The sequence below is a fragment of the Streptomyces sp. TN58 genome, from assembly GCF_001941845.1.
GTDB lineage: Bacteria > Actinomycetota > Actinomycetes > Streptomycetales > Streptomycetaceae > Streptomyces.
The window spans coordinates 2,639,477-2,662,436 of the sequence record NZ_CP018870.1; the positions used below are offsets into that span (position 1 = coordinate 2,639,477).

The following is a 22,960-nucleotide window of genomic DNA, read 5'->3' on the forward strand; positions in this document are numbered from 1 at the left end:
GCGCTTCCCCTCCGGGTAGCGGAGCGGAACGCTTCCTGATCGAATGCTTTTCGCCAAGTTGAGAAGTCGACATAGCGCTGCGTGCTGAACTTGTCACGCCGACACCACGGGACGCAGTAGATTCGATCATGTATTTACGGCGGGGGATCCACGTGCAAGGCCGAGGGGAAACGTGCAGGTGCGACCAGACCAAGGAGTCGCGACACCCAAGGGGGGCTTAGCGCCATGAGCCAAGATTCCACCGCCGTCGTCGCAGACGCCGGCCGGAAGCTCGCGGGGCGTCGCCGCAGGGAGATCGTCGCGGTGCTGCTCTTCAGCGGCGGACCGATCTTCGAGAGCTCCATTCCACTATCCGTGTTCGGCATTGACCGGCAGGACGCGGGAGTTCCACGCTATCGACTGCTCGTGTGCGCCGGGGAAGACGGTCCGCTCAGGACCACCGGCGGACTCGAACTGACCGCGCCATACGGGTTGGAGGCGATCGCCCGGGCAGGCACGGTCGTCGTTCCCGCCTGGCGCTCCATCACTTCACCGCCGCCTCCGGAGGCGCTCGACGCACTGCGTCTGGCGCACGAGGAGGGGGCCCGGATCGTCGGACTGTGCACCGGGGCCTTCGTGCTCGCGGCCGCCGGTCTGCTGGACGGCCGGCCCGCGACGACGCACTGGATGTACGCGCCGACGCTGGCCAAGCGCTACCCGTCCGTCCATGTCGACCCGCGCGAACTGTTCGTCGACGACGGGGACGTGCTCACCTCCGCGGGCACGGCGGCCGGAATCGACCTGTGCCTGCACATCGTGCGCACCGACCACGGCAGCGAGGCGGCCGGGGCCCTGGCCCGCAGGCTCGTCGTGCCGCCGCGCCGCACCGGCGGCCAGGAGCGCTACCTCGACCGGTCGCTGCCGGAGGAGATCGGCGCCGACCCGCTGGCCGAGGTCGTCGCCTGGGCGCTGGAACACCTCCACGAGCAGTTCGACGTGGAGACGCTGGCCGCCCGCGCCTACATGAGCAGGCGCACCTTCGACCGGCGGTTCCGCTCGCTGACCGGCAGCGCGCCGCTCCAGTGGCTGATCACGCAGCGGGTGCTCCAGGCCCAGCGGCTGCTGGAGACCTCCGACTACTCGGTCGACGAGGTCGCCGGACGCTGCGGGTTCCGCTCGCCGGTCGCCCTGCGCGGCCACTTCAGGCGGCAGCTGGGGTCCTCCCCGGCCGCGTACCGCTCCGCCTACCGGGCGCGCCGCCCGCAGGCCGACGTGGCGCAGGTCTCGGAGATGTCCGGCGGGCCGGTTCCGCACCAGCGCACTCCGCAGCCCCACCGGGCGGCGGCGGCCCTGGCCGCCGCGGGCTCCACGGTGACGGAGCTCTACGCCCCGGGCCGGGTCCTGCGGGAACACGCGTAGCCACACCACGGATACGACAGCGAAGGTCCTCCGCCGGTCACCGCCGACGGGGGACCTTCCGCTTATGCGGTCCGCTCCGCGGGGGACCGCATAAGGTGGGACACATGAACGACCGCATGGTGTGGATCGACTGCGAGATGACCGGGCTCTCGCTGACGGACGACGCACTTATCGAGGTGGCCGCACTGGTCACCGACTCGGAGCTCAACGTGCTCGGCGAGGGCGTGGACATCGTGATCCGCCCGCCGGACGCGGCCCTGGAGACCATGCCCGACGTGGTCCGCGAGATGCACACCGCCTCCGGCCTGCTCGACGAGCTGGCCGGCGGAACCACCCTCGCGGACGCCGAGGCGCAGGTCCTGGCCTACGTACGGGAGCACGTGAAGGAGCCGCGCAAGGCTCCGCTCTGCGGGAACTCGGTGGGCACGGACCGCGGCTTCCTGCTGCGCGACATGGCCGCGCTGGAGAGCTACCTGCACTACCGGATCGTGGACGTGTCCTCGGTCAAGGAGCTGGCGCGCCGCTGGTACCCGCGGGCGTACTTCAACAGCCCCCCGAAGAACGGCAACCACCGGGCGCTGGCGGACATCAAGGACTCCATCACCGAGCTGCGCTACTACCGGGAGGCGGTCTTCGTGCCGCAGCCCGGGCCCGACTCGGACACCGCCCGCAGCATCGCGGCCAGGCACACGGCCTGACCGGCCCTCCGGAGGGGGGTGCGGGAAAAGGGTGGAGCGAGCACCCTCCCGGACCCTGTACCCTTTTCTTCGGCCGGTCGGTTTCGACCGGACATGGTGGGTGTAGCTCAGTTGGTAGAGCACCTGGTTGTGGTCCAGGTGGCCGCGGGTTCAAGTCCCGTCACTCACCCTGTGGGAAGGCCCCGGTACGCGGAAGCGGCCGGGGCCTTCTGCGTGCCCGGGGCCGGACCGGGGCGGTCAGGGGCGGGCCGGGCGGTCAGGACGACTCCCGGACCACCAGCCTGTTCTGCAGGACGACCGTCGGCCCGCCCGCGCCCCCGGCGTCCGCCCGGCCTCCCGCGACACGCTCCAGCAGCATCTTCGCCATGGTTCGGCCCATCTCCTCGATGGGCTGGCGGACGCTGGTCAGCGGCGGGTCCATGTGCCGGGCCACCACCGAGTCGTCGAAGCCGACCAGGGCCACGTCCTGCGGGATCCGGCGCCCGGCTGCACGCAGCTCCCACCGGGCTCCCGCCGCCATGACGTCCGAGGATGCGAAGACCGCGTCGAGGGAGGGGCTGCGTTCGAGCAGCTCGCGCATGGCCCGGCGGCCGCCCTCCTCGGTGAAGTCGGCGACGGCGACCAGCCGCTCGTCGACGGGCCGGCCCGCCGCGGCCAGGGCCTGCCGGTAGCCGTCGAGCCGGCAGTGGGCCCCGTACACGTCCAGCGGGCCGGTGATCGTGGCGATCGTACGGCGGCCCCGGTCAAGCAGGTGGCGTACGGCCTCGGCGGCGCCCTCCAGGTTGTCGGAGTCCACACAGGGCAGCGTCTCGACGGCGGAGCGGCGGCCGCTGATCACCGTGGGGATGCCCAGCTCGGCCAGGAGCTCCGGGAGCGGGTCCCCGGCGTGCACGGAGACCAGCAGCACCCCGTCGACGCGGTGCCCGGAGAGGTACTGCGCGAGGCGGCGGCGCTCGCGGTCGCTGCCGGCCAGGGTGAGGACGAGCTGGGTGTCGGTCTCGGCGAGGGCCGCTCCGACTCCGCGGACCACTTCGGAGAAGTACGGCTCGGCGAAGAAGCGCGCCTCGGGCTCGGGGATCACGAGGGCGATGGCGTCGTTGCGGTTGGCCGCGAGGGCGCGGGCCGCGCGGTTCGGTACGTACCCCAGCTCGGTCACGGCGGCCTCGACGGCGGCCCTGGTCTGCTCGCTGACCTTGGAGGACCCGTTGATGACCCGGGATACGGTGCCGCGCCCGACTCCGGCGCGTACCGCGACCTCTTCCAGGGTCGGCCGTCCCCCACTGCGCCCATGCCCGTTCATGGCTTCCTCCCGGTTGTGAATCTACCCCTTGACTACTTTGGGAGCGCTCCCACACTGTGTCACACGACACCCCCACGTTGTCGCCCCACCCTTCAGGGAGGAACCATGCGAGCCCAACCCCCGGCCCGAGCACGAGCCCGAAGAACCCTCTCCACGGCGGTCGCCGCGATGGGCGCCGCCGCGCTGCTGCTCGGAGGGTGCGCGCAGGACCCCGAGACGGACCCGAAGTCCGGCTCCTCGGCCGACGGAAAGGCGAAGACCACCCTGACGGTGGGCGTCTTCGGCGCCTTCGGCCTCCAGGAGGCCGGGCTCTACGACGAGTACATGGCGCAGAACCCGGGGATCCGCATCGAGCAGACCTCCATCGAACGCAACGAGAACTACTACCCCCAGCTCCTGACGCACCTGGGGACGGGCAGCGGGCTCGCCGACATCCAGGCCGTCGAGGTCAACAACATCGCCGAGATCACCGCGACCCAGGCCGACAAGCTGGTGGACCTGGGCAAGACGCCCGGCGTGGACAAGGCCGCCTACCTGCCGTGGAAGTGGGCGCAGGGCACCGCGCCCGCGGCGAAGGGCGGGGCCACCGTCGGCCTCGGCACGGACATAGGCCCGCAGGGCATCTGCTACCGCAAGGACCTCTTCGAGGCGGCGGGGCTGCCCTCGGACCGGGAGGCGGTCGGCGCGCTGTGGGCGGGCGACTGGAACAAGTACCTGGAGACGGGCAAGGCGTACAAGGCGAAGGCCGGCGAGGGCAAGGCCTTCGTGGATTCGGCGTCGGGGGTCATGGCCGCGGTGACGGGCAGCAGTGCCCAGCGGTTCTACGACGAGCAGGGCAAGGTCGTCTACAAGACCAACCCGGCGGTGCGGGGCGCCTTCGACCTGGCGGCGTCCTTCGCCACCGAGGGACTGAGCGCCAAGCTCCAGCAGTTCACCCCGGGCTGGGACCAGGGCTTCGCCAACGGCGCCTTCGCGACGGTGTCCTGCCCGGCCTGGATGCTCGGCTACATCCAGGACAAGGCGGGGCCGTCGGGCAAGGACAAGTGGGACGTGGCGCAGGCGCCGAAGCCCAGCAACTGGGGCGGCTCCTTCCTGATCGTCCCCAAGGCGGGCAAGCGCGCCGAGGAGGCGGCGAAGCTGGCGGCCTGGCTGACGGCCCCGGAGCAGCAGGCGAAGCTCTTCGAGAAGCGGGGCAGCTTCCCGAGCGCGAGCGCCGCCTACAAGCTGCCGACGGTGTCGGGGGCGAAGCACGACTACTTCGGCGGTGCCCCGATCGGCGAGATCTTCTCCAAGGCGGCCCAGGGCATACCGGTGACGGTGGTCGGCCCGAAGGACCTGGTCATCGCACAGAACCTCGCGGACATCGGGATGCTGCAGATCGACCAGAAGGGCCGCAGCCCGCAGGAGGGCTGGGAAGCCGCGGTGAAGGCCATCGACAACGCCCTGGACCAGTGAGGCGCCGGTGACGGACGAGACGGCACTCCTGTCCCCCTCCGCCGCCGGCCCGAAGCGGCCGGCGGCGGAGGGGGGCGGCCGGGGCCGGTCCGGCCAGGTGTGGCGCTCGCGCCGCTACCGCTGGGACCTGCGCTGGAGCCCCTACGCCTTCGTGGCGCCCTTCTTCCTCTTCTTCGCAGTCTTCGGACTGTTCCCGCTCCTGTACACGGGCTGGGCGGCGCTGCACCAGGTGGAGCTGACCGACCCCGACGCCATGACGTGGGTGGGGCTGCGCAACTTCACCCGGCTGTGGGACGACGAGTTCTTCTGGAACGCACTGCGCAACACCGTCACCATCGGCCTGCTGTCGACGGTGCCGCAGCTGGCGATCGCGCTGGGCGTGGCCCATCTGCTCAACTACCGGCTGCGGGGCTCGGCGTTCTTCCGGGTCGCCGTGCTCACCCCGTACGCCACGTCGGTGGCGGCGGCCACCCTCGTCTTCGTGCTGCTCTTCGGCCGGGACTACGGGATGATCAACTGGGCGCTGTCGGCGGTCGGCCTCGGCGCGGTGGACTGGCAGAACGGCACCTTCGCCTCCCAGCTGGCGGTCTCCACCATCGTGATCTGGCGGTGGACCGGCTACAACGCGCTGATCTACCTGGCGGCCATGCAGGCCGTGCCGGGCGAGCTGTACGAGTCGGCCGCGCTGGACGGTGCGTCGCGCTGGCAGCAGTTCCTGCATGTCACCGTGCCCTCGCTGCGGCCGACGATCCTCTTCACCTGTGTGGTGTCGACGATCGGTGCGACCCAGCTGTTCGGTGAGCCGCTGCTGTTCAACGGCGGGGCGGGCGCGACGGGCGGCTCGGACCACCAGTTCCAGACCCTGGGGCTGTACCTGTACGAGCAGGGCTGGGTGAACCTGCACCTGGGGCGGGCCTCGGCGATCGCCTGGGCGATGTTCCTGATCCTGCTGCTGATCGCCGGAGCGGCGCGGCTGCTGCGCGGACGGGGGGACTCGCGATGAGAACGCTGCGCGCGGGCCGGCTGACCTACGTGGTGCTGGGCCTCTTCACGGCCGGTTCGCTCTTCCCGCTCGTGTGGACGGCGATCGCGGCGTCCCGCACCAACACGCGGCTGGCCCAGACCCCGCCGCCGTTCTGGTTCGGCGGAAACCTGGGCCGCAACCTGCAGATCGCCTGGACCGACGCCAACATGGGTACGGCGCTGCTGAACACGGTGATCGTGGCGGGCACCGTCACCGTCGGGACGGTGCTCTTCTCCACGCTGGCGGGCTTCGCCTTCGCCAAACTCCGCTTCCGCGGACGCCGGATGCTGATGGCGCTGGTGGTGGGGACGATGCTGATCCCGCCGCAGCTGAGCGTGGTGCCGCTGTACATGCTGATCGCGAAGCTGTCGTGGACCGACCGGCTCCAGGCGGTGGTCCTGCCGTCCCTGGTCTGCGCCTTCGGGGTGTTCTTCATGCGCCAGTACCTGGTGCACGCGCTGCCGACGGAACTGGTGGAGGCGGCCCGCACCGACGGGGCGAGCTCCCTGCGGGTCATGTGGCACGTCGTCTTCCCGGCGGCCCGGCCGGCGATGGCGGTGCTGGGCATGCTGACCTTCGTCATGTCCTGGAACGACTTCTTCTGGCCGATCGTCGCGCTGACCCAGAACGGCAGCCCGACGGTACAGGTGGCCCTGACCGGGCTGGGCCGGGGCTACATCCCCGACCAGTCGGTGATCATGGCGGGTGCCCTGCTGGGCACGCTTCCGCTGCTGCTGGTGTTCCTCGTCTTCGGCCGCCAGATCGTCGGCGGCATCATGCAGGGAGCGGTAAAGGGATGACTGACACCCCCACGCACACGACGCACACGACGCACACGACGCACACGACGCACACAACACACACGACGCACGCGCCGAAACCGGCGGAGCAGGGCGGGGAACTCAGCTTCCCCGACCGGTTCCTGTGGGGCACGGCCACGGCCGCGTTCCAGATCGAGGGCGCGGCCGCCCTGCGCGGACCGTCCATCTGGGACACCTTCTGCCGCACCCCGGGCAAGGTGTACGGCGGCCACACCGGCGACACCGCGGTCGACCACCACCGGCTGTGGCGCGAGGACGTCGCACTCATGGCCGAACTGGGGCTCGGCGCCTACCGGTTCTCCGTGTCCTGGCCACGCGTCCTCGCCGGCGGGATCGGCTTCTACGACGCGCTGGTGGACGAGCTGCTGGCCCACGACATCCAGCCCTGCGTGACCCTCTACCACTGGGACCTCCCGCAGGAGCTGGAGGACGCCGGCGGCTGGCCCGAGCGGGAGACCGCCTACGCGTTCGCGCAGTACGCCGGCCAGGTCGCGGATGCCCTCGCCGACCGCGTGGAGCTGTGGACCACCCTCAACGAGCCCTGGTGCAGCGCCTTCCTCGGCTACGCCTCCGGCGTCCACGCCCCCGGCCGGACCTCGCCCGCCGACTCACTGCGCGCCGCCCACCACCTCAACCTGGCCCACGGCCTGGCCGCGACGGCCCTGCCCGCCCGCACCCGGGTCGGCATCGCCCTCAACCCCAGCGCGGTGCGCCCGCTGACCGCCTCGCCCGCCGACCTGGACGCGGCCCGCCGTGTCGACGCGCTCGCCAACCGGATCTTCACCGGTCCGCTGCTGCACGGCGCCTACCCGCAGGACCTGCTCGCGGACACCGCCGCCCTGACGGACTGGTCGTTCGTCCGCAACGGCGACGAGGCGCTGATCCGCCAGCCGCTGGACTTCCTCGGCGTGAACTACTACACCCCGGCGGTGGTCTCGGCGGCCCCGGACGGGAGCGGACCGCGCGCCGACGGCCACGGCGCCACCTCCCACTCCCCCTGGCCCGCCGCGGACACGGTGGCCTTCCACCAGCCCCCCGGCGAACAGACCGACATGGGCTGGTCGATCGACCCGACCGGCCTGTACGACCTGCTGATGCGCTTCACCCGCGAAGCACCCGGCCTGCAGCTGATGGTCACCGAGAACGGCGCGGCCTACGCCCCGGACCTGCACGACCCGCAGCGCATCGCCTACCTGGAGGCCCACCTCACCGCCGTCCACCGCGCGCTGGCGGACGGCGCCCCGGTGGGCGGCTACTTCCTCTGGTCGCTGCTGGACAACTTCGAGTGGTCCTACGGATACAGCAAGCGCTTCGGCATCGTGCACGTCGACTACGACACCCAGATCCGCACGCCGCGCTCCAGCGCCCACTGGTACGCCCGCCTGGCCCGGAAGGGGGTCATCTAGGGGGTCGTCACGCGAAGTCGCCGGCGTGGTCCTGCGCCCAGGTCCTGAACGTGCGGGCCGGGTGGCCGGTGAGCTGCTCGACGGCGCCCGTGATCTCGACCGGGAGGCCGTCGGTGGACGCCCAGTACTCCAGGAGCGCGTCGGCGTAGGGGCCGGGGATGTAGCCGTCCACCTCGGCCTTCCACTGCTCGGCCGTTACGGCCTCGAAAGGTATGGACCGGCCGAGGACTTCGCCCAGTATCGAGATCTGGGCGGCGAACGTCAGCGACTGCGGGCCGGTCAGCGTGTACGAGCCGCCGGCCAGGGCCGGGTCGGTGAGCACCGCGAGGGCCGACTCGGCGAGGTCGGCCTCGTGCACCGGGTCGCAGTACGCGCCCGGGTAGGGCAGGCGGAGCGGCCGGCCCGACTTCAGCGGCCAGGCCCACCCCCGGGCGTTGCTCGCGAAGGACCCCGGCCGCAGCAGTGTGGTGCGCAGCGGGGAGGCGGTCAGGGCCTGCTCGACGGCGAGGTGGGAGGCCGACAGCGGGCTGTCGTCCGCGGACGGGGCGAGTACGGAGGAAGAGGACAGCAGCACGACGTGCTCCACGCCTGCCGTGACGGCCTCCTTCACGAAGGCTTCGATGCCGGACGCCTCCGCGTAGAGGAAGACGGAGCGGATACCGGCGAGGGCGCCGGGAAACGTCGCCGGACCGCCGAGGTCGCAGTGGACGGCATCGGGGGTGTCCCGATCACGGGAGCCCACGCGGTACGGAATGCCGCGGGCGGCGAGGAGTCCGCGGAGACCGCGGGCGACGGCACCGCGGCCGCCGGTCACAAGAATGGACATGGCTGATTCCCCTTTGTCTGGCTTGGTGGTCCACTTTGTCTGGCTTGGTGGTCCACGTGACGCTAGAGTGACTACTCGACACAGATTCTGCACTACACAATCTCTGCGTCACACAGACAAATTTGGAGCACGGAGAATCCGATGTCAACCGATTCCCCCCGCAGGGGTGACGAGTGGAGCCGCGCCGAGCTGCTCGCGCGCATCGTCACCGAGAGCCAGCGGCACTACGCCGACTACTCCCTCTTCAACCAGGCCATGGCCGACTCGGTCGGACTGCACCCCACCGACATGCAGTGCGTCGCCCTCCTCGACATGGAGCCCGGCCCGGTCAGCACCGGTGACATCGCCCGCCTCACCGGCCTGACCTCGGGCTCGGCCACCCGCCTCGTGGACCGGCTGGTCAGAGCGGGCATCGTCGAACGGCAGGCCGACCCGAACGACCGCCGCCGCTCCCTCGTCGCCCTCTCCCCCGAGGCACGCCGGCGTATCGGCGCGGCGTGGGACACCCCGGGCCGCGCCTTCGGTGCCGTACTGGAGGGCTACTCCGACTCCGAACTCGCCGTCATCGCCGACTACCTGCACCGCGCGGCCGAGGTGGGACGGGCCCAGGCCAAGCGGCTGACCTCGGGCGAGCCCGGCTGACGGCCCTGCCGCGGGCCGCCGTACGGCCGGGACCGGTCACGGCCGCCGTACGGCCGGGCCCGGTCACGCGGGGGAACGGTTCGGCGCCCCGCCCGATGCGGGCGGGGCGCCGAAACCGGCATGGTCGGACCGCGGCGTCAGGGCGAGGACTTCATCGCCGCCAGCCCCTTCGCCAGGTCTTCGGCGTTCATGACGGGGGCGACCTCGACCTCGGCGTTGAACTGCAGGAACAGGTCCTCCATCAGCGCCGGCATCCGCGAGCTGTCCTGGAGGTCGAAGACGATCCAGCAGGAGCGCACGCCCTCGTGCAGACCGAAGTAGGCCGCCTCCGGCTGCACCTTCTCCATCAGCGTCCGGATGGCCTCGGGCAGGCCGCCGGTCCTGATGGACTCGTTGGTGGCGGCCGTGTCCATGTGCGCCCTGAGCATGACCCTCATGCGTGGCTCCTTCCGTCACGCCCACCCTCGCCGCGGGCCGGAGGGGCGGCAACATTTCCGCCCCCGTCCGGGATCACTGCCGCATCCCGACCTCGTAGAAGAACCGGTACCGGTCCGGGGCGTCCGGCAGGAACCAGTGGTAGCCCTCCTCCAGGAAGACGACCACCAGGTTCACCGCGATGACGACGCCCAGGAACCACAGCGCGAACAGCCCCGCCGCCCGCAGCAGCCCCGGCCCCGTCGCCGGGACGCTGCGGTCCGCCGTCGTGTGCGAGGTGGCCAGGACGACGCCGATGACCAGCACCGAGGCCTGGAAGAGGACCAGCGCCCACACGTACAGGTGCAGGCCGAACACCTCGCTCCCGTACCCCTTCGCGCCCGGCAGGATGTGCTGCGTCGTCTGCCGCCAGGCCGCGAAGGAACCCCCCGCCGCCGCGACCAGCGCCAGCCCCCAGCCCGTCATGTAGTGGCGGCCCGTCACCGAGCCGCGCAGCAGCGCCGTCCGGACGATGTACGCCGCCCCCATCGCCGCCAGCAGCATGAACATCCGCTGTACGACACACAGCGGAGACGGATGCTCCCATGCCCTGAACTGCTGGAAGAGGCCGACGCACACCACACCCGTCCAGCCGACGGCGAAGAGACAGGCGAACCAGTACTGGACCTTGCCCGGCGGCGCGGCGTCGGGCGCGGTCTGCGGGACGAGGCTCTCGATCGTGGCCATGCTCACCAGCTCAGCGTGAGAGCCAGGCTGCCGGTGATGTGGTGCGCCATCAGCAGGAAGACGGCGACGAGCATGACCCACCACGCCCCGAGCACGACCATCCGGGACGTCTCCCGGTACATGGCGATCAGCGTGGCGAGGAGCCCGCCGAAGATGAGGGTGTCCATGCCGCGGACCGTACCGAGACGAGGACATCCCGCCTGCTAGGCGCGCCCCCGCTCACGGCGTGGCGCGCCCCCGGTTACGTCGGTTGCCGCGTCGGCCGCGGCCGGCCCGCCCCCCGCCCGGCCCGCCCGCGCTCCGGCCGTCCAGGCCGATCCACACCCGGACCTCGGTACCGCCCAGGACGGAGCGCCCCAGCCGTACGTCGCCTCCGGTCGACTCCGCGACCCGGCGCACGATGTCCAGACCGAGGCCCGTGGACCCGTCCCGGCCGCCGTCGTTGCCGCGGCGCAGGGCGGCGGCCGGGTCGGAGATGCCGGGGCCGGCGTCGGAGACGAGGACGATCACCGCGTCGCCGGCGTCGTGGACGTCCACCGCGAAGGGGGTGCCCTCTGGGGTGTGCCGGAAGACGTTGCCGAGCATGGCGTCGAGGGCGGCGGCCAGTTCGGGACGCGCCACGGGGATGCGGACCGTACGGTCCACCCCCGCCAGCCGCACCTCGCGGCCCTCGTCCTCCGCGAGCGCCGACCAGAAGTCCATCCGGTCGCGGATCACCTCCGAGGCGTCGCATCCCGCGCCCGCGCCCACCGCGCCGCCCAGACCGGTGGCCGGCCGCTGCTCCCGGGCCGTGCGGATGATCGTGTCGACCTCGCGCTCCAGCTGCTCCACCGCCGCCCGGGTCTGCTCGGCGGCGGGGCCGTCCCCGAGGGAGGCCGTGTTGAGCCGCAGCACGGTCAGCGGGGTGCGCAGCCGGTGCGACAGGTCGGCGGCCAGCTCCCGTTCGTTGGCGAGGAGTTCGACGACCTGGTCCGCCATCGCGTTGAAGGCCACGGCCGCCGAGCGCAGTTCCTTCGGCCCGGCCTCGGGCACCCGCGCCCCGAGCCGTCCCTCGCCGAGCTGGTGCGCGGCGTCCGCGAGCCGTTCGGCCGGCCGTACCAGCCGGACGCCGAGCCGGTCGGCGACCGCGACCGAGCCGACGATCAGGGCGATTCCGACGCCCGCGAGGACCAGCCAGGCCGTGGCGACGCCGTTGCTGACCTCCCTCTCCGGTACGAAGATCTCCACCACGGCGATGTCGCCGGACCCCAGCGCGATCGGCTGGAGCAGCGCGGACCCGCCGCCGGACACCCTGGCCGTCGTGGCCCGCCCCATCCGCCGGGTCTCCGCGACGGCGCGTTCGCCGGCCCGGCCCTCGCCGATGCTCACCCGCGCGCTGTCGCCGATCGCCGGCACGTGGACGGCCATCCGCCGGGCGGCGCCCATCTGCGTGGACTCCACCGCCTTGCGCAGCTGCATCGGGTCGGTGGTGATCGACAGGGTCGGCCCTATGGTGGCGGCCTGCCGCTCGGCGTTGGAGAACGCCCGGTCGCTGGCCATCTCCTGGACGACGAGCCCGAGCGGTACGGCGAAGGCCACGACCACCATGGCCGTGACCGCGAGGCACACCTTGACCAGGGCCCATCTCATCGCGGCATCACCGCGGCGGCTCCAGCTTCACGCCGACCCCTCGCAGGGTGTGCAGGTACCGCGGCCGGGCGGCGGTCTCGCCGAGCTTGCGGCGCAGCCAGGACAGGTGGACGTCGATGGTCTGGTCGTCCCCGTACGACTGCTGCCAGACCTCGGCGAGCAGTTCGCGCCGGGCGACGACCACCCCCGGCCGCCCGGCGAGGAAGGCCAGCAGGTCGAACTCCCGGCGGGTGAGGTCCAGTACCGCTCCGTCGAGCTCGGCCTGGCGGCGCAGCGGGTCGATGGAGAGGCCGCCGACGCGCAGGACCCGCGAGGGCGGTTCGGCTCCGGCGGCGGAACGGGCCCGCCGCAGGACTGCGGCCATCCGGGCGGAGAGGTGTTCGACGGAGAAGGGCTTCGTCAGGTAGTCGTCGGCGCCGTCGTTGAGCAGCCGGACGATCTCCGCCTCGTCGTCGCGGGCGGTGGCGATGATCACGGGGACGTCGGTGATGCCACGCAGCATCTTGAGCGCCTCGGATCCGTCCAGGTCGGGCAGGCCGAGGTCGAGGATGACCACGTCGAATCGGTGGTGCGCGACCTCGCGCAGGGCCTCCAGGGCCGTACCGACGCTGCGCACGGCGTGCGAGGCCTCGGTCAGGTGCCGGATGAGGGCCGAACGTACGAACTGGTCGTCCTCGACCACGAGCACACTTGCCATGGGCGGCACCGTAGTCCATCCGGGCGACCGTACGGGGTGTCGGGCCGCTGTTGTGGCGGGTGGTGCAGTATGTGCCGTGATGCAAAGAGGACTTGTACATGCCATGGCGTGGATGCTCGCGACCGGGGCGGCGGTGACGCTGTGCTGGTGGGGCGTCCACACCGTCATGTCGGGCACCGCCTACGATCCGCCGCTCGCGGTGCCCCTGGCCGCCCAGCCGCCGTCCTCCCCCGCCCCCGGCGCGCAGCCCTCAAACTCCCCTTCGCAGTCGCCGTCCGCCCCGCCCTCCGAGTCGCCGGACCCGTCCGCGTCGCCGGCCGCCGGGGCCTCCCCCGACAAGCCGTCGCAGAAGCCCTCCGCGTCCCCGGAGGAGCGGCAGCGGGCGGGCGGCCAGGACGCGGGCAAGGTGCAGGCGTACCCGGTCTCCGGCGGCAGGGTCGCCTTCTCCCTCGGCGCGTCCTCGGCCGAGCTGGTCTCGGCGACGCCGGCGGCCGGCTGGCGGATGCAGGTGTGGAAGCAGGACTTCTGGATCCGGGTCACCTTCACCCGGGACGGCCGCGAGGTGTCGGTGTTCTGCACCTGGCACGACCACCCGCCGATGGTCGAGACCGTCGACCCCTGAACGGCCCGCCCGGGCCGAGCGGGCCCGGGCGGGGCGGCGCGCCCGGCCGCTCCGGATCACACGGGAACGGTGCCCACCAGCACGAACTCGTTGTACGGGAAGACCCTGCCCATCCTGCGGGGGAAGGGGAACGAGTAGGTCCGCCGCACCGCCACCCCCGCCTTCGCGGCGTGGCCGCGCAGCTCCTCGAAGCTGACCCAGCGGATGTGGGTGGCGTCGGAGTGGAAGCCGGCCTCCTGCGGGGTGATCATGACGATCGACCCGCCCGGCTTGACCAGCGGAAGGTACTGCTCCAGCAGCATCGCGCCGGTCTCCTCCTCCACGTGTTCCAGCACGTGCGCGGCCAGCAGGCTGTCGAAGGACGCGGGCCCGCAGTCCGGCGCCGCGGCCAGCCCGTCGGGCGTGTAAGCGGTCAGGCCGCGCTCACGGCAGATCCGCACCGAGTGCGGGTTGTGGTCCACGCCCACACTGCCGGGTCCGCAGTTGAGCAGGTTGCGGCCCAGCCCGCAGCCGATGTCGAGGACCCGGCCGAGCCGGAGCCGCCGCAGGTTCCACCGGTAGGGGGCCTGTGTGGGCAGCAGCCGCTTGATCCCGGACTGTTCGAGGCGGGCCAGCCTGCGCGTGTAGTCCGAGGAGGCGGTGCTGGGGGTGCTCGGTTGCGGAGCACCCGGGGATGCGGGGATGTCAGACATCTGTCGCCGTTCCGGAATATGCCGTAGGAGGGGGTGTCCCTCCGAGGGGGCTCACAGGCTACGCAGCGACAACGCCCGCCGGGAGTAAAAGTGTTGATCTTTTCTAACGAAAAACGGAGGACGGCGGCTGCGGCGAGGCCACCGCCGAGGCGTCGGCAACCGGAGCCGCGCCGCCCGCGAAGTCCGCCAGCGCCCGGCCGTGCTCGACCCGGCCCGGATGCGGGTCGCCTGCGACCCGGCGGGTGAACTCCGCGACGGGCAGCTCCCGGTCGGCCGCCACCAGCACGGCATTGCCGAAACGCTTCCCCCGCCACACCACCGGATCCGCCGCCAGCGCCAGCTCCCCGAACCGGGACGCGGCCGTCGCGATCTGGCTCCGCAGATGGGCCAGCGGCGGACCGTCCGCGAGGTTCGCGACGTACCATCCCGTGGGCGCCAGGGCGCGGCGTACGTCGTCCAGGAACTCGGTGCTCGTCAGGTGCGCCGGCGTGCGCGCCCCGCTGAACACGTCCGCGATCACCAGGTCCGCCCAGCCGTCCGGCACCTTGGCCAGACCGGCCCGCGCGTCCACCGCCCGGACCCGGACCCGTGCCTGCGGATCCAGCGGCAGGTGCTCCCTCACGAAGGCCACCAGGGCGGCGTCGATCTCCACGACCTGCTGGGTGGAACGGGGGCGGGACGCGGCCGTGTAACGGGCCAGGGTGAAGGCACCGCCGCCCAGGTGCACCACGTTCAGGGGCTGCCGGGCGGGCGCGGCGAGATCGATGAGGTGGCCGATCCGCCGCTGGTAGGAGAAGTCCAGATACGAGGGATCGCCCAGGTCCACGTGCGACTGCGGGGCACCGTCGATCAGCAGGGTCCAGGCGCCGGGCCGCTCCCGGTCCGGCGCCAGCTCAGCCCGGCCGCCGTCCACCTGCCCGACGACCGCCTCCGCGCCGCCGCGCGCGCGCTGCCTGCCCTTGTCCCTGCCCTTGCCTGCCACCACCCCATTGTGCGGGCCGGCCGGCCCGGAGCGGTCAGCGGCAGTTGTCCGCGGCCTCGATCAGCCGGGCCGCCTCGCCGAGCGCCGCACGCAGCACCTCGGGGTCGGTGACCGGCCCGACGGCCTCCGGCGGGAGCAGCCAGCCCGTGGCGCCCGCCGTGGGCACCGCGTCACCGAAGCGCATCCCCCGGCCGTCGGACTGCGTACACGCACTGCCCGGGAGGTCCCAGGCGTCGGCGGTGCCGGGCGGGACGAGGAAGCCGAGGGTGTCACCCGACCCGTCGTGCAGAACGGGCCCCACCGGCCCCGACCGGCCGGCCGAACGACGGATGATGTCCACCGCCTCCAGGCCCTGGCGGGCGGGCACGGTCACCAGGTCAAGGTCCGGGGCCGCGCCGGGCCCGGGTGCGGTGTTCGTTCCAGTGATCTCCATGCCGGCCTCCGCCAAGGGGAACCCCTCCTCGATCCGTATCCGCATGGGTTCAACGCACGGGAACGTCAACGGGTGCGGCACCAAGACGCCGCAAAGGATGGCAGTTCATGGCGGATCGCGGGTGAGATATCCGTTTTGTAGCTAAACATCGCGTGAACACCCCGTCGTCGGCGGTACGTTCATGCGCGCCGGGCCCCACCCTTGCCAGAGAGGTCACGTCCATGGCGGCGTTCCCCCACTCACCCAACCCCACGTTCCGGCGGCTGCGCGGGCAGCACTCCCCGGCCGAGTTCGCGGCCCTGGTACGCCGGGCGGCGAAGGAAATCGGAGAAACGGTTTCCTGCGACGCCCGCTACATCGGCCGGGTCGAGTCCGGCGAGATCCGCTGCCCCAACTACGCCTACGAGCGCGTCTTCCTCCACATGTACCCCGGCCACACCCTGGCCGACCTCGGCTTCTCCCCCCGCGAAGCCGTCCGCGGCCGCTCGGCGCAGCGCGGCCCGCACCCGGCCCCCGTCCCCCGTCCCCCTTCCACTGCCAAGGAGAGCGACGTGCTGCGTCGCGCGTTCATGGCGGGCGGCTCCGCGACCGTGGCGGCCGCGACGCTCGGCCTCACCCTGCTCGGCGACACCCGCCGCCCGCCCGCGCGAGCGGGCGAGTCCGAGGCCGCCGCCGTCGAGGACGCCGTACGCCGGATCAGGCTGCTGGACGACCGGCACGGAGCGGACGCCCTCTACCGCAAGGCGTCCGAACCCCTGCGCACCGCCTACGCCCTCCTCGACGCCGGCGCCACCCGCCAGTCCACCGAGGACCGGCTGCACTCCGGCGCCGGCGAACTGGCCGTCTCCGTCGGCTGGCTGGCCCACGACTCCGGCCGCTTCGACGACGCCCGCTCGCACTACGCGGAAGCGCTGGCCACGGCACGGGTGGCCCGGGACGCGGGCCTGGAGGCACACGCCTTCAGCAACATGTCCTTCCTGGCCCGGGACACCGGCCGCTCGCGCGAGGCCGTACGGGCGGCCCAGGCGGGCCTGCGCGCCGCGGCCTCCCTCGGCTCACCGCGGCTGCTGGCACTCCTCGCCCTGCGGGAGGCCGGCGGATGGGCGGGACTCGACGACCGCAAGGCCTGCGAGGAGTCGCTGACGCGCGCCCACCGGGAGTTCTCCCGCGGACCGGCGGACGCCGACCCCGAGTGGATGACCTTCTTCGGCGAGCCCGAGCTGGAGTTCCTGGAGGCCCGCTGCTGGTCGGCACTCGGCGAACACGCCCGGGCGGCCCGGCACGCCCGGCGCGCGGCGGACCTCCAGGACCCGCACTTCGCCCGGAACGTGGCCCTGTACACCGCCGAGCTGGCCGGCGACCTCGCGCGGGCCGACGCGCCCGACGAGGCCGCCTGGGCGGGTGGGCGGGTGCTGGACCTGCTGGCCGACGTGCAGTCGACGCGTGTGCGGTCGATGCTCGCGGGGACGGCCGCGACCCTGGTCCCCCACCAGCGGTCGCCCCGAGTCGGGGCCTTCCTGTCCCGCCACGCCTCCGAGTAGCCCTCACCCCCGTCTCGGGCTGCGCCATAGCCCCCGCCGGCGAGGCGGGATCGTGCGGGTCGGTGGTGCTGGGGCGCTGCCCCAGACCCCGCGCCTCAATCGCCGGCGGGGCTTGGGTGGTGTGGGGTGGTGCCCCGCCGGAATGTCTCCTCGGCTCGCGCGGTACTGCATATCGCGGAGGCGGGCCGGTGGTGCGCGCTCGTCCTGCGGGGACACTCCGCCGTGTCCCCACCCCACGGTGTGGCTCCGCCAGTACTCGGTAGCCGCCGAGAGGGCCTGGGGGACACCTTTCTCGTCGCGGTTGGAGCGGGGACGGGCAGGGGTGTCCCCGCAGGACGAGGCGTCACCGCCGGGCACCGTGGTGATCGCTCGCGCACGCCGAGCCGAGGAGACACCCCTGCCCGGCCCCGCGACCGCCCGCACCACACCAGCCCCGCCGGCGCTTGAGGCGCGGGGCCTGGGGCAGAGCCCCAGCACACGGCCCGGGGGCTGCCCCGAAACCGCCACCCCCCGCAGGAGCGGAGGGGCCCCGGCACACCGGCCCCGGCCGACGCCCGAAACCGCCACCCCCGCGGGAGCGGAAGGGCCCGGCCCCGCGACCGCCCGCACCACACCAGCCCCGCCGGCGCTTGAGGCGCGGGGGTCTGGGGCGGAGCCCCAGCATGGGGTCTGGGGCGGAGCCCCAGCAGCCACCGGCCCGCAGGGCACGAACCAAGCCGCCACCCCCGCGGGAGCGGAAGGGCCCCAGCACACCGGCCCGGGGCCGCCCCCGAACTGCGACCCGCCGCGGGAGCGGAACGGCTAGGCCAGGTGTCCCGTGTCGTTCCAGCGTTCCAGCGCCGGCGCCCCGTACGCCCACCCCAGGACCGACAGGGATGTCGGTTCGAGCCGGATGCGGGCGCCGAAGGACGCGTCGAAGCCCAGCCAGCGCGCGGCCAGCGTACGCAGGATGTGCCCGTGGGCGAACACCAGCACGTCCCGCTCCGCCGAGCGCGCCCACGCCACCACCTCGTCGGCACGCGCCGAGACGTCGGCGACGGACTCGCCGCCGGGGACGCCGTCGCGCCAGATCAGCCAGCCTGGCCGGACGGCCTGGATCTCGGCCGGGGTCATGCCCTCGTAGTCGCCGTAGTCCCACTCCATCAGCACGTCCCACGGCTCCGCCCGCACCCCGAAGCCCGCCAGGTCGCAGCTCTCGCTCGCGCGGGCCAGCGGGCTGGTGCGTACCTCAAGGCCGGGCAGGCCCTTCCACGGGTCGCGGGCGAGGCGTTCGCCGAGCAGTTTCGCGCCCTGCCTGCCCTCCTCCAGCAGCGGCACGTCCGTGCGCCCGGTGTGCTTGCCGAGCTGGGACCACGCCGTCTGGCCGTGGCGGGCCAGCAGGATGCGGGGGGCCATGCGAATCTCCCGATCGGTGCGTTTCCTCGTCCGCCCATCATCCAACACGCCCCCGGCCGGCTCTCCCACCGGCCCGTTTCCGCGCCCCGCTGACGATTGTCAGTGGCGGATGGGACACTTCCGCGGGTGAGCTCCTACCCGCCCAGCAGCCCCGCGCAGCCGAGCACGCTGCGCCAGCGGCTCGCCGGCCTGCGAGGCCCCGCCGTGCAGCCCCGCCCGCTCGACGCCCGGTCGCTGGCGGCCCTCGCCGCCAATCCCGGCTGCGGCAGACGCGCACTGCTCGACGGCGCCGGTGTGGACAAGAACGCCCTGGCCTCGGCCCTCGGCTCGCCCGCCTCCTTCGGGCAGTCGCAGTTCGCCATCGTCCGCGGGAACTCCTTCGAGGCGAAGGTCAAGGGCGACGGCGGCGCCGAGCTGCTGCGGCTGGTCCACCGGTACCTCGATCCGGCCGCCGAGCCGCCGCCGGGGGCCGGCGCCCGTGTCCCGGACCTCACGGCCGCGGGGCCCGAGGGCCGCGCCGCCCGGACCGCGCTCGCGCTGCGCGAGGCCACGGCGGCGCGGGACTGGACCCTGCTGGACCATCCGATGCTGGCTCTGGAGGTGGCCGGCTCCCCGGCCTATCTGGAGCCGGACGCCGTCGTCGTGCACCCCGACGGCCGCTGGACCGTCGTGGAGATCAAGTCGTTCCCCATGATCGACGGGGCCGCGGACGCCGCGAAGGTGGGCGCGGCGGCCCGCCAGGCCGCCGTCTACGTCCTGGCTCTGGAGCGGACCGCCGGGAAGCTGGCCGGCGCGGAGGTCGGGCACACCGTGCTGCTGGTGTGCCCCAAGGACTTCTCCAACCTGCCCACCGCCGCCCCCGTCGACGTCCGCCGCGAGCGTGCGGTGACCCGGCGCCAGCTGGACCGGCTGACCCGGGTCGAGGAGCTGGCCGCCGCGCTGCCCGAGGGGCTGACCTTCGACCCGGAGCGGACCGCCGAGGAGCTGGCCGAGGCGGTTTCGGCGGTGGACGCCGCCTACACCCCCGAGTGCCTGGCCGCCTGCGAGCTGGCCTTCCACTGCCGGGAGCGGGCGCGTACCGCCGACGAGGTGACCACGCTGGGCCGTTCCGTACGGGGCGAGCTGGGCTCGCTGACCACCGTCGAGGAGGCCCTGGCGGCCGCCTCCGGGGCCGGCTGCGCCGAGGACCCCGCGGCCGCCGCCCTGTACCGCGCGGCCCGGCTGCGTGCCGAGGCGCTGGAGACGGCCGCCGCCCTGCCCCGCCAACATGTCCCGGAGCCGTCCGAATGCCGCTGCTGAGCACCCTGGCCCGGCTGGAGGCCGTCCGGGCGGGCCGCGCCCAGCCGCTCGCGACGGTGCGCCACCGCCATCTGAGTGAGCACCCGCTGGTCTTCGTCCCGCTGACCACGGCCGGTGAGGCGGGGGCGCCGCTGGGCGCGATGGTCGGTACCGACCGGAACGAGCCGCGGGTCTTCGTGATACCCCAGCCCCGCGACCGGGATCTGCGCTGGGCGTTCCTCGCCGAGCTCGCGGTCCACGTACTGGCGTACGTCGACGCGTACGCCGATGCCGTGGAGCCGGCGGAGCGCAGCGAGACCGATCCGGAGACGGGCAGGCGGGTCAAGGTCGAGACCGAGCTGTGCGTGGACGCCCCGCAGCTGATCGTGCCGAGCCGGGCGGGCGTCGAGTACGTGCGGCTGCTGGGGCGGTCGATGAGGTTCCGGCGCACCGCGGAGGAGGATCCGGACAATCCGCATCCGGCGCCGTCGCAGGTGCCGCTGCTCGGCCGCTGGTTCACGCACCTCGGGGAACGGGCGCGGGTGCCCGGGTCCTCGATGCTGCTGGCGGCGACGGACCTGCTGTCGCGGCACTGGGCGACCGGCCAGAGCAACCTGGAGGACCAGCACCTGGGCGCGCTCCTGGCCTGGATCGCGCCGTCGGGCGGCCGGTCGGGGGCGGAGGCGGCCCTGCGTGCGGAGATGTGCCGTGACTCCGGGGGCCAGTTGCTGTGCCCGCCGGCCGGTCCGGCCACCGACCCGGCTTTCGACAACAAGCTGCTGGCTCCGGCGATCGCCCGCTACGACGCGGCGCGCTCGGCGTGGGCGGCCAGGGCCGGGTCCGGGGACGGCGGCGGCGACGGCGAGGTCCGTGCGGCGGAACGGGCCGTGCGCCGGCTGGTGGTGGACCAGATGGCGAGCACCTGGCGGGCCACGTGGGAGGCGGTCGACCTGGTCCGCGCGCTGCCGGCGGGCGAGCGTGCGCAGGAGCGCTGGACGCGCGACCGCTGGTCGTACACCGGGCACCGGGACCGGGTCCGGGCGGGCGAGCCGCCGCAGCCGCGCCGGGACGACGCGGTGACGGCGGCGCAGAAGCTGGCCACGCGGGAGACCGAGCAGGTGCGTCTGGACGCGCAGGAGGCGCTGGACGACCCGCTGGTCATGGCGGGCCGGAGGCTGGCGGGCGAGGCGTTCGCGGGGGAGGTCACGGACGTGGTGATGGAGTGGACGGAGTCGAAGCGGCCCAGTCCCCGGCCGCTGGTGACGGTGTCCACGGAGGACCGGCCGCAGCTCGCCGACGGCGGTGCCGTGAAGGTGTACCGCTCGCTGGGCGGGCGGCCGCAGAGCGCGCGCTTCGTCCGGTTCGAGGAGGACGGGCAGGTGGTGCTGCGGATCCTCGACAAGATGGGGCGCGGCCGGGATCCGGAGCCGGGTTCCGTGCCGGAGAAGGGCGACCGGGTGTGCTGGACGCTGTTCGAGCACGACGCGCGCGGCGGCCCGAAGCTGCCGGACGCGGAGCAGACGCCGTGGACCCATGGCGGGCCGCCGGGATCCGGGGCCGCCGTCCACCTTCCCGACGCCGTCACCGACGAGGACATCCTTTGACTCCTGTGACCGCACCGGCTGCCTTCGACCCGGGTGCCGCTGCCGCCCGGGCGACCGCGGCGATCCTGCACGACACGCTGCACGGGGCCGAGCGGGGTGTCGTCGTCGACTCCCCGCCGGGGGCGGGCAAGTCCACGCTCGTGGTCCGCGCGTCGCGGGAGCTGGCCGCGGCGGGGCGTCGGCTGATGGTGGTGGCGCAGACGAACGCGCAGGTCGACGACCTGGTGCTGCGGCTGGCCGAGAAGGATCCGGAGCTGAAGGTCGGCCGGCTGCACAGCAGTGACGGCGACGCCTACGACCCGGCGCTGCGGGAGCTGCCGTCGGTGACGCTGTCGGCCAAGCCGGGGGACCTGGCGGAGCTGCCGATCACCATCTCGACGGCGGCGAAGTGGGCGTTCGTCAGGGACGTCGAGCCGTGGCAGCACGCGATCGTCGACGAGGCGTACCAGATGCGCTCCGACGCGCTGCTGGCCGTGGCGGGGCTGTTCGAGCGGGCGCTGTTCGTGGGCGACCCGGGGCAGCTGGACCCCTTCAGCGTGGTCGGGGCCGAGCAGTGGGCGGGTCTGTCCTACGACCCTTCGGCGTCGGCGGTGAGCACCCTGCTGGCGCACAATCCGCAGCTGCCGCAGCACCGGCTGCCGGTGTCGTGGCGGCTTCCGGCGACGGCGGCACCGCTGGTGTCCCGCGCGTTCTACCCGTACACGCAGTTCCGCAGCGGTACGGGCCCGGGCGAGCGGAGGCTGTCGTACGGGGTGGCGTCGGACGGGTCGGGCCCGGACCGGGTGCTGGACGAGGCCGCCGAGGCGGGCTGGGGCCTGCTGGAGCTGCCGGCGCGGCACACGCCGCGCACCGACCCGGAGGCGGTCGCCGCGGTGGCCCTGGTGGTGCGGCGGGCGCTGGACCGGGGGGCGGTGACCTCCGACGAGCAGTCGCCGGGGCCGGTCCCGCTGACGCCGGACCGGATCGCGGTCGGCACGGCCCACCGCGACCAGGCGGCCGCGGTCCGCGCGGCGCTGGCCTCGCTGGGGGTCACGGGGGTCACGGTGGACACGGCGAACCGGCTGCAGGGCCGCGAGTACGACCTGACGGTGGTCCTGCACCCGCTGTCGGGCCGCCCGGACGCGACGGCCTTCCACCTGGAGACGGGCCGGCTGTGCGTGCTGGCGTCACGGCACCGGCACGCGTGCGTGGTGGTGGCCCGGGCGGGCATCGCGGAGCTGCTGGACGACCATCCGTCGACGGAGCCGGTGCAGCTGGGCGTGACGGTGAAATTCCCGGACGGCTGGGAGGCGAACCATTCGGTCCTGGCGCATCTGGCGGAGCACCGGGTGTCCTGGCGGCCGTAGCGCGGGCTCC

At 73.3% G+C, this 22,960-nt stretch carries 23 protein-coding genes and 1 tRNA gene; 13 read left to right on the forward strand and 11 right to left on the reverse strand.

The genetic code is table 11. From position 1 onward, the window contains the following. Window positions 1-225 precede the first annotated feature (225 nt). The 3 genes from BSL84_RS11995 to BSL84_RS12005 all read left to right on the forward strand — a co-directional run bounded on the left by BSL84_RS11995 (window position 226) and on the right by BSL84_RS12005 (window position 2,265). A complete protein-coding gene (locus BSL84_RS11995) occupies window positions 226-1,398 on the forward strand; it encodes a helix-turn-helix domain-containing protein (RefSeq protein ID WP_030025944.1) in 1,173 nt (390 codons plus the stop codon). Window positions 1,399-1,502: 104 nt separating this feature from the next. Then, the gene (gene orn / locus BSL84_RS12000; RefSeq protein ID WP_030025945.1) at window positions 1,503-2,096 is read left to right on the forward strand and encodes an oligoribonuclease; all 594 of its coding nucleotides are present in this window, start codon (window positions 1,503-1,505) and stop codon (window positions 2,094-2,096) included. A 96-nt stretch (window positions 2,097-2,192) separates the two neighbouring features. Further along, window positions 2,193-2,265: transfer RNA gene (locus tag BSL84_RS12005), tRNA-His, on the forward strand. Window positions 2,266-2,352: 87 nt separating this feature from the next. Here the strand turns inward: BSL84_RS12005 and BSL84_RS12010 are convergent. Then, on the reverse strand, window positions 2,353-3,396 hold the full coding sequence (locus BSL84_RS12010; protein ID WP_030025946.1) for a LacI family DNA-binding transcriptional regulator: 1,044 nt from the start codon (window positions 3,394-3,396) through the stop codon (window positions 2,353-2,355). A gap of 105 nt (window positions 3,397-3,501) precedes the next feature. Here BSL84_RS12010 and BSL84_RS12015 point away from each other — a divergent pair, with 105 nt between their 5' ends. The 4 genes from BSL84_RS12015 to BSL84_RS12030 are packed head-to-tail and all read left to right on the forward strand — an operon-like array spanning window position 3,502 to window position 8,102. Then, window positions 3,502-4,851, forward strand: coding sequence for an ABC transporter substrate-binding protein (locus BSL84_RS12015; RefSeq protein ID WP_030025947.1), 1,350 nt, complete (start codon window positions 3,502-3,504; stop codon window positions 4,849-4,851). Between the two features lie 7 nt (window positions 4,852-4,858). Further along, window positions 4,859-5,854, forward strand: a complete 996-nt coding sequence (locus tag BSL84_RS12020) for a carbohydrate ABC transporter permease (RefSeq protein WP_037660505.1) — start codon at window positions 4,859-4,861, stop codon at window positions 5,852-5,854. Continuing rightward, on the forward strand, window positions 5,851-6,675 hold the full coding sequence (locus BSL84_RS12025) for a carbohydrate ABC transporter permease (protein WP_030025949.1): 825 nt from the start codon (window positions 5,851-5,853) through the stop codon (window positions 6,673-6,675). The genes BSL84_RS12020 and BSL84_RS12025 overlap by 4 nt, the downstream gene beginning before the upstream one ends. Next, window positions 6,672-8,102: a GH1 family beta-glucosidase gene (locus tag BSL84_RS12030; RefSeq protein ID WP_075970327.1), complete on the forward strand. Its 1,431-nt coding sequence runs from the start codon at window positions 6,672-6,674 to the stop codon at window positions 8,100-8,102. Before BSL84_RS12025 ends, BSL84_RS12030 begins: the two co-directional genes overlap by 4 nt. 7 nt (window positions 8,103-8,109) lie before the next feature. Here the strand turns inward: BSL84_RS12030 and BSL84_RS12035 are convergent, their stop codons facing one another. Continuing rightward, window positions 8,110-8,928 (reverse strand): NAD(P)H-binding protein, encoded by an 819-nt coding sequence (locus tag BSL84_RS12035; RefSeq protein WP_075970328.1) that lies wholly within the window; start codon window positions 8,926-8,928, stop codon window positions 8,110-8,112. Between the two features lie 141 nt (window positions 8,929-9,069). Here BSL84_RS12035 and BSL84_RS12040 point away from each other — a divergent pair, with 141 nt between their 5' ends. Further along, window positions 9,070-9,570, forward strand: a complete 501-nt coding sequence (locus BSL84_RS12040) for a MarR family winged helix-turn-helix transcriptional regulator (protein ID WP_045321888.1) — start codon at window positions 9,070-9,072, stop codon at window positions 9,568-9,570. A gap of 137 nt (window positions 9,571-9,707) precedes the next feature. On the opposite strand, the gene BSL84_RS12045 is transcribed toward BSL84_RS12040, so the two are convergent. The 5 genes from BSL84_RS12045 to BSL84_RS12060 form a co-directional block, all read right to left on the reverse strand. Next, window positions 9,708-10,007, reverse strand: a complete 300-nt coding sequence (locus BSL84_RS12045; protein WP_030025953.1) for a hypothetical protein — start codon at window positions 10,005-10,007, stop codon at window positions 9,708-9,710. 73 nt (window positions 10,008-10,080) lie between these two features. Continuing rightward, window positions 10,081-10,731, reverse strand: coding sequence for a disulfide bond formation protein B (locus tag BSL84_RS12050; RefSeq protein WP_045321889.1), 651 nt, complete (start codon window positions 10,729-10,731; stop codon window positions 10,081-10,083). A 2-nt stretch (window positions 10,732-10,733) separates the two neighbouring features. Continuing rightward, window positions 10,734-10,898, reverse strand: coding sequence for a DUF5993 family protein (locus BSL84_RS36490; RefSeq protein ID WP_199816150.1), 165 nt, complete (start codon window positions 10,896-10,898; stop codon window positions 10,734-10,736). A 52-nt stretch (window positions 10,899-10,950) separates the two neighbouring features. Then, a complete protein-coding gene (locus BSL84_RS12055) occupies window positions 10,951-12,360 on the reverse strand; it encodes a sensor histidine kinase (RefSeq protein WP_075970329.1) in 1,410 nt (469 codons plus the stop codon). 7 nt (window positions 12,361-12,367) lie between these two features. Continuing rightward, a complete protein-coding gene (locus BSL84_RS12060) occupies window positions 12,368-13,057 on the reverse strand; it encodes a response regulator transcription factor (RefSeq protein ID WP_030029952.1) in 690 nt (229 codons plus the stop codon). Between the two features lie 79 nt (window positions 13,058-13,136). Between BSL84_RS12060 and BSL84_RS12065 the strand changes: the two genes are divergently transcribed. Further along, window positions 13,137-13,679 (forward strand): hypothetical protein, encoded by a 543-nt coding sequence (locus tag BSL84_RS12065; RefSeq protein ID WP_030029953.1) that lies wholly within the window; start codon window positions 13,137-13,139, stop codon window positions 13,677-13,679. A gap of 56 nt (window positions 13,680-13,735) precedes the next feature. On the opposite strand, the gene BSL84_RS12070 is transcribed toward BSL84_RS12065, so the two are convergent. The 3 genes from BSL84_RS12070 to BSL84_RS12080 form a co-directional block, all read right to left on the reverse strand. Then, window positions 13,736-14,371 carry a class I SAM-dependent methyltransferase gene (locus BSL84_RS12070; protein ID WP_075970331.1) on the reverse strand — a complete coding sequence of 212 codons (636 nt, stop codon included), beginning with the start codon at window positions 14,369-14,371 and terminating at the stop codon, window positions 13,736-13,738. Window positions 14,372-14,474: 103 nt separating this feature from the next. Beyond that, complete coding sequence (locus tag BSL84_RS12075; RefSeq protein ID WP_075972057.1) at window positions 14,475-15,353, reverse strand: spermidine synthase; 879 nt, start codon at window positions 15,351-15,353, stop codon at window positions 14,475-14,477. 34 nt (window positions 15,354-15,387) lie between these two features. Further along, complete coding sequence (locus tag BSL84_RS12080) at window positions 15,388-15,786, reverse strand: hypothetical protein (RefSeq protein ID WP_030029959.1); 399 nt, start codon at window positions 15,784-15,786, stop codon at window positions 15,388-15,390. Window positions 15,787-16,007: 221 nt separating this feature from the next. On the opposite strand from BSL84_RS12080, the gene BSL84_RS12085 reads away from it, so the two are divergent. Next, window positions 16,008-17,327 carry a transcriptional regulator gene (locus BSL84_RS12085; RefSeq protein ID WP_075970332.1) on the forward strand — a complete coding sequence of 440 codons (1,320 nt, stop codon included), beginning with the start codon at window positions 16,008-16,010 and terminating at the stop codon, window positions 17,325-17,327. Between the two features lie 801 nt (window positions 17,328-18,128). On the opposite strand, the gene BSL84_RS12090 is transcribed toward BSL84_RS12085, so the two are convergent. After that, window positions 18,129-18,722, reverse strand: a complete 594-nt coding sequence (locus BSL84_RS12090; RefSeq protein ID WP_045324106.1) for a histidine phosphatase family protein — start codon at window positions 18,720-18,722, stop codon at window positions 18,129-18,131. 126 nt (window positions 18,723-18,848) lie between these two features. On the opposite strand from BSL84_RS12090, the gene BSL84_RS12095 reads away from it, so the two are divergent. The 3 genes from BSL84_RS12095 to BSL84_RS12105 are packed head-to-tail and all read left to right on the forward strand — an operon-like array spanning window position 18,849 to window position 22,950. Next, window positions 18,849-20,021 (forward strand): hypothetical protein, encoded by a 1,173-nt coding sequence (locus BSL84_RS12095; protein ID WP_107069736.1) that lies wholly within the window; start codon window positions 18,849-18,851, stop codon window positions 20,019-20,021. Further along, complete coding sequence (locus tag BSL84_RS12100) at window positions 20,009-21,604, forward strand: hypothetical protein (RefSeq protein ID WP_075970333.1); 1,596 nt, start codon at window positions 20,009-20,011, stop codon at window positions 21,602-21,604. Before BSL84_RS12095 ends, BSL84_RS12100 begins: the two co-directional genes overlap by 13 nt. A 5-nt stretch (window positions 21,605-21,609) precedes the next feature. Beyond that, on the forward strand, window positions 21,610-22,950 hold the full coding sequence (locus BSL84_RS12105) for an AAA domain-containing protein (RefSeq protein WP_045324103.1): 1,341 nt from the start codon (window positions 21,610-21,612) through the stop codon (window positions 22,948-22,950). The last annotated feature ends 10 nt before the right edge of the window (window positions 22,951-22,960 follow it).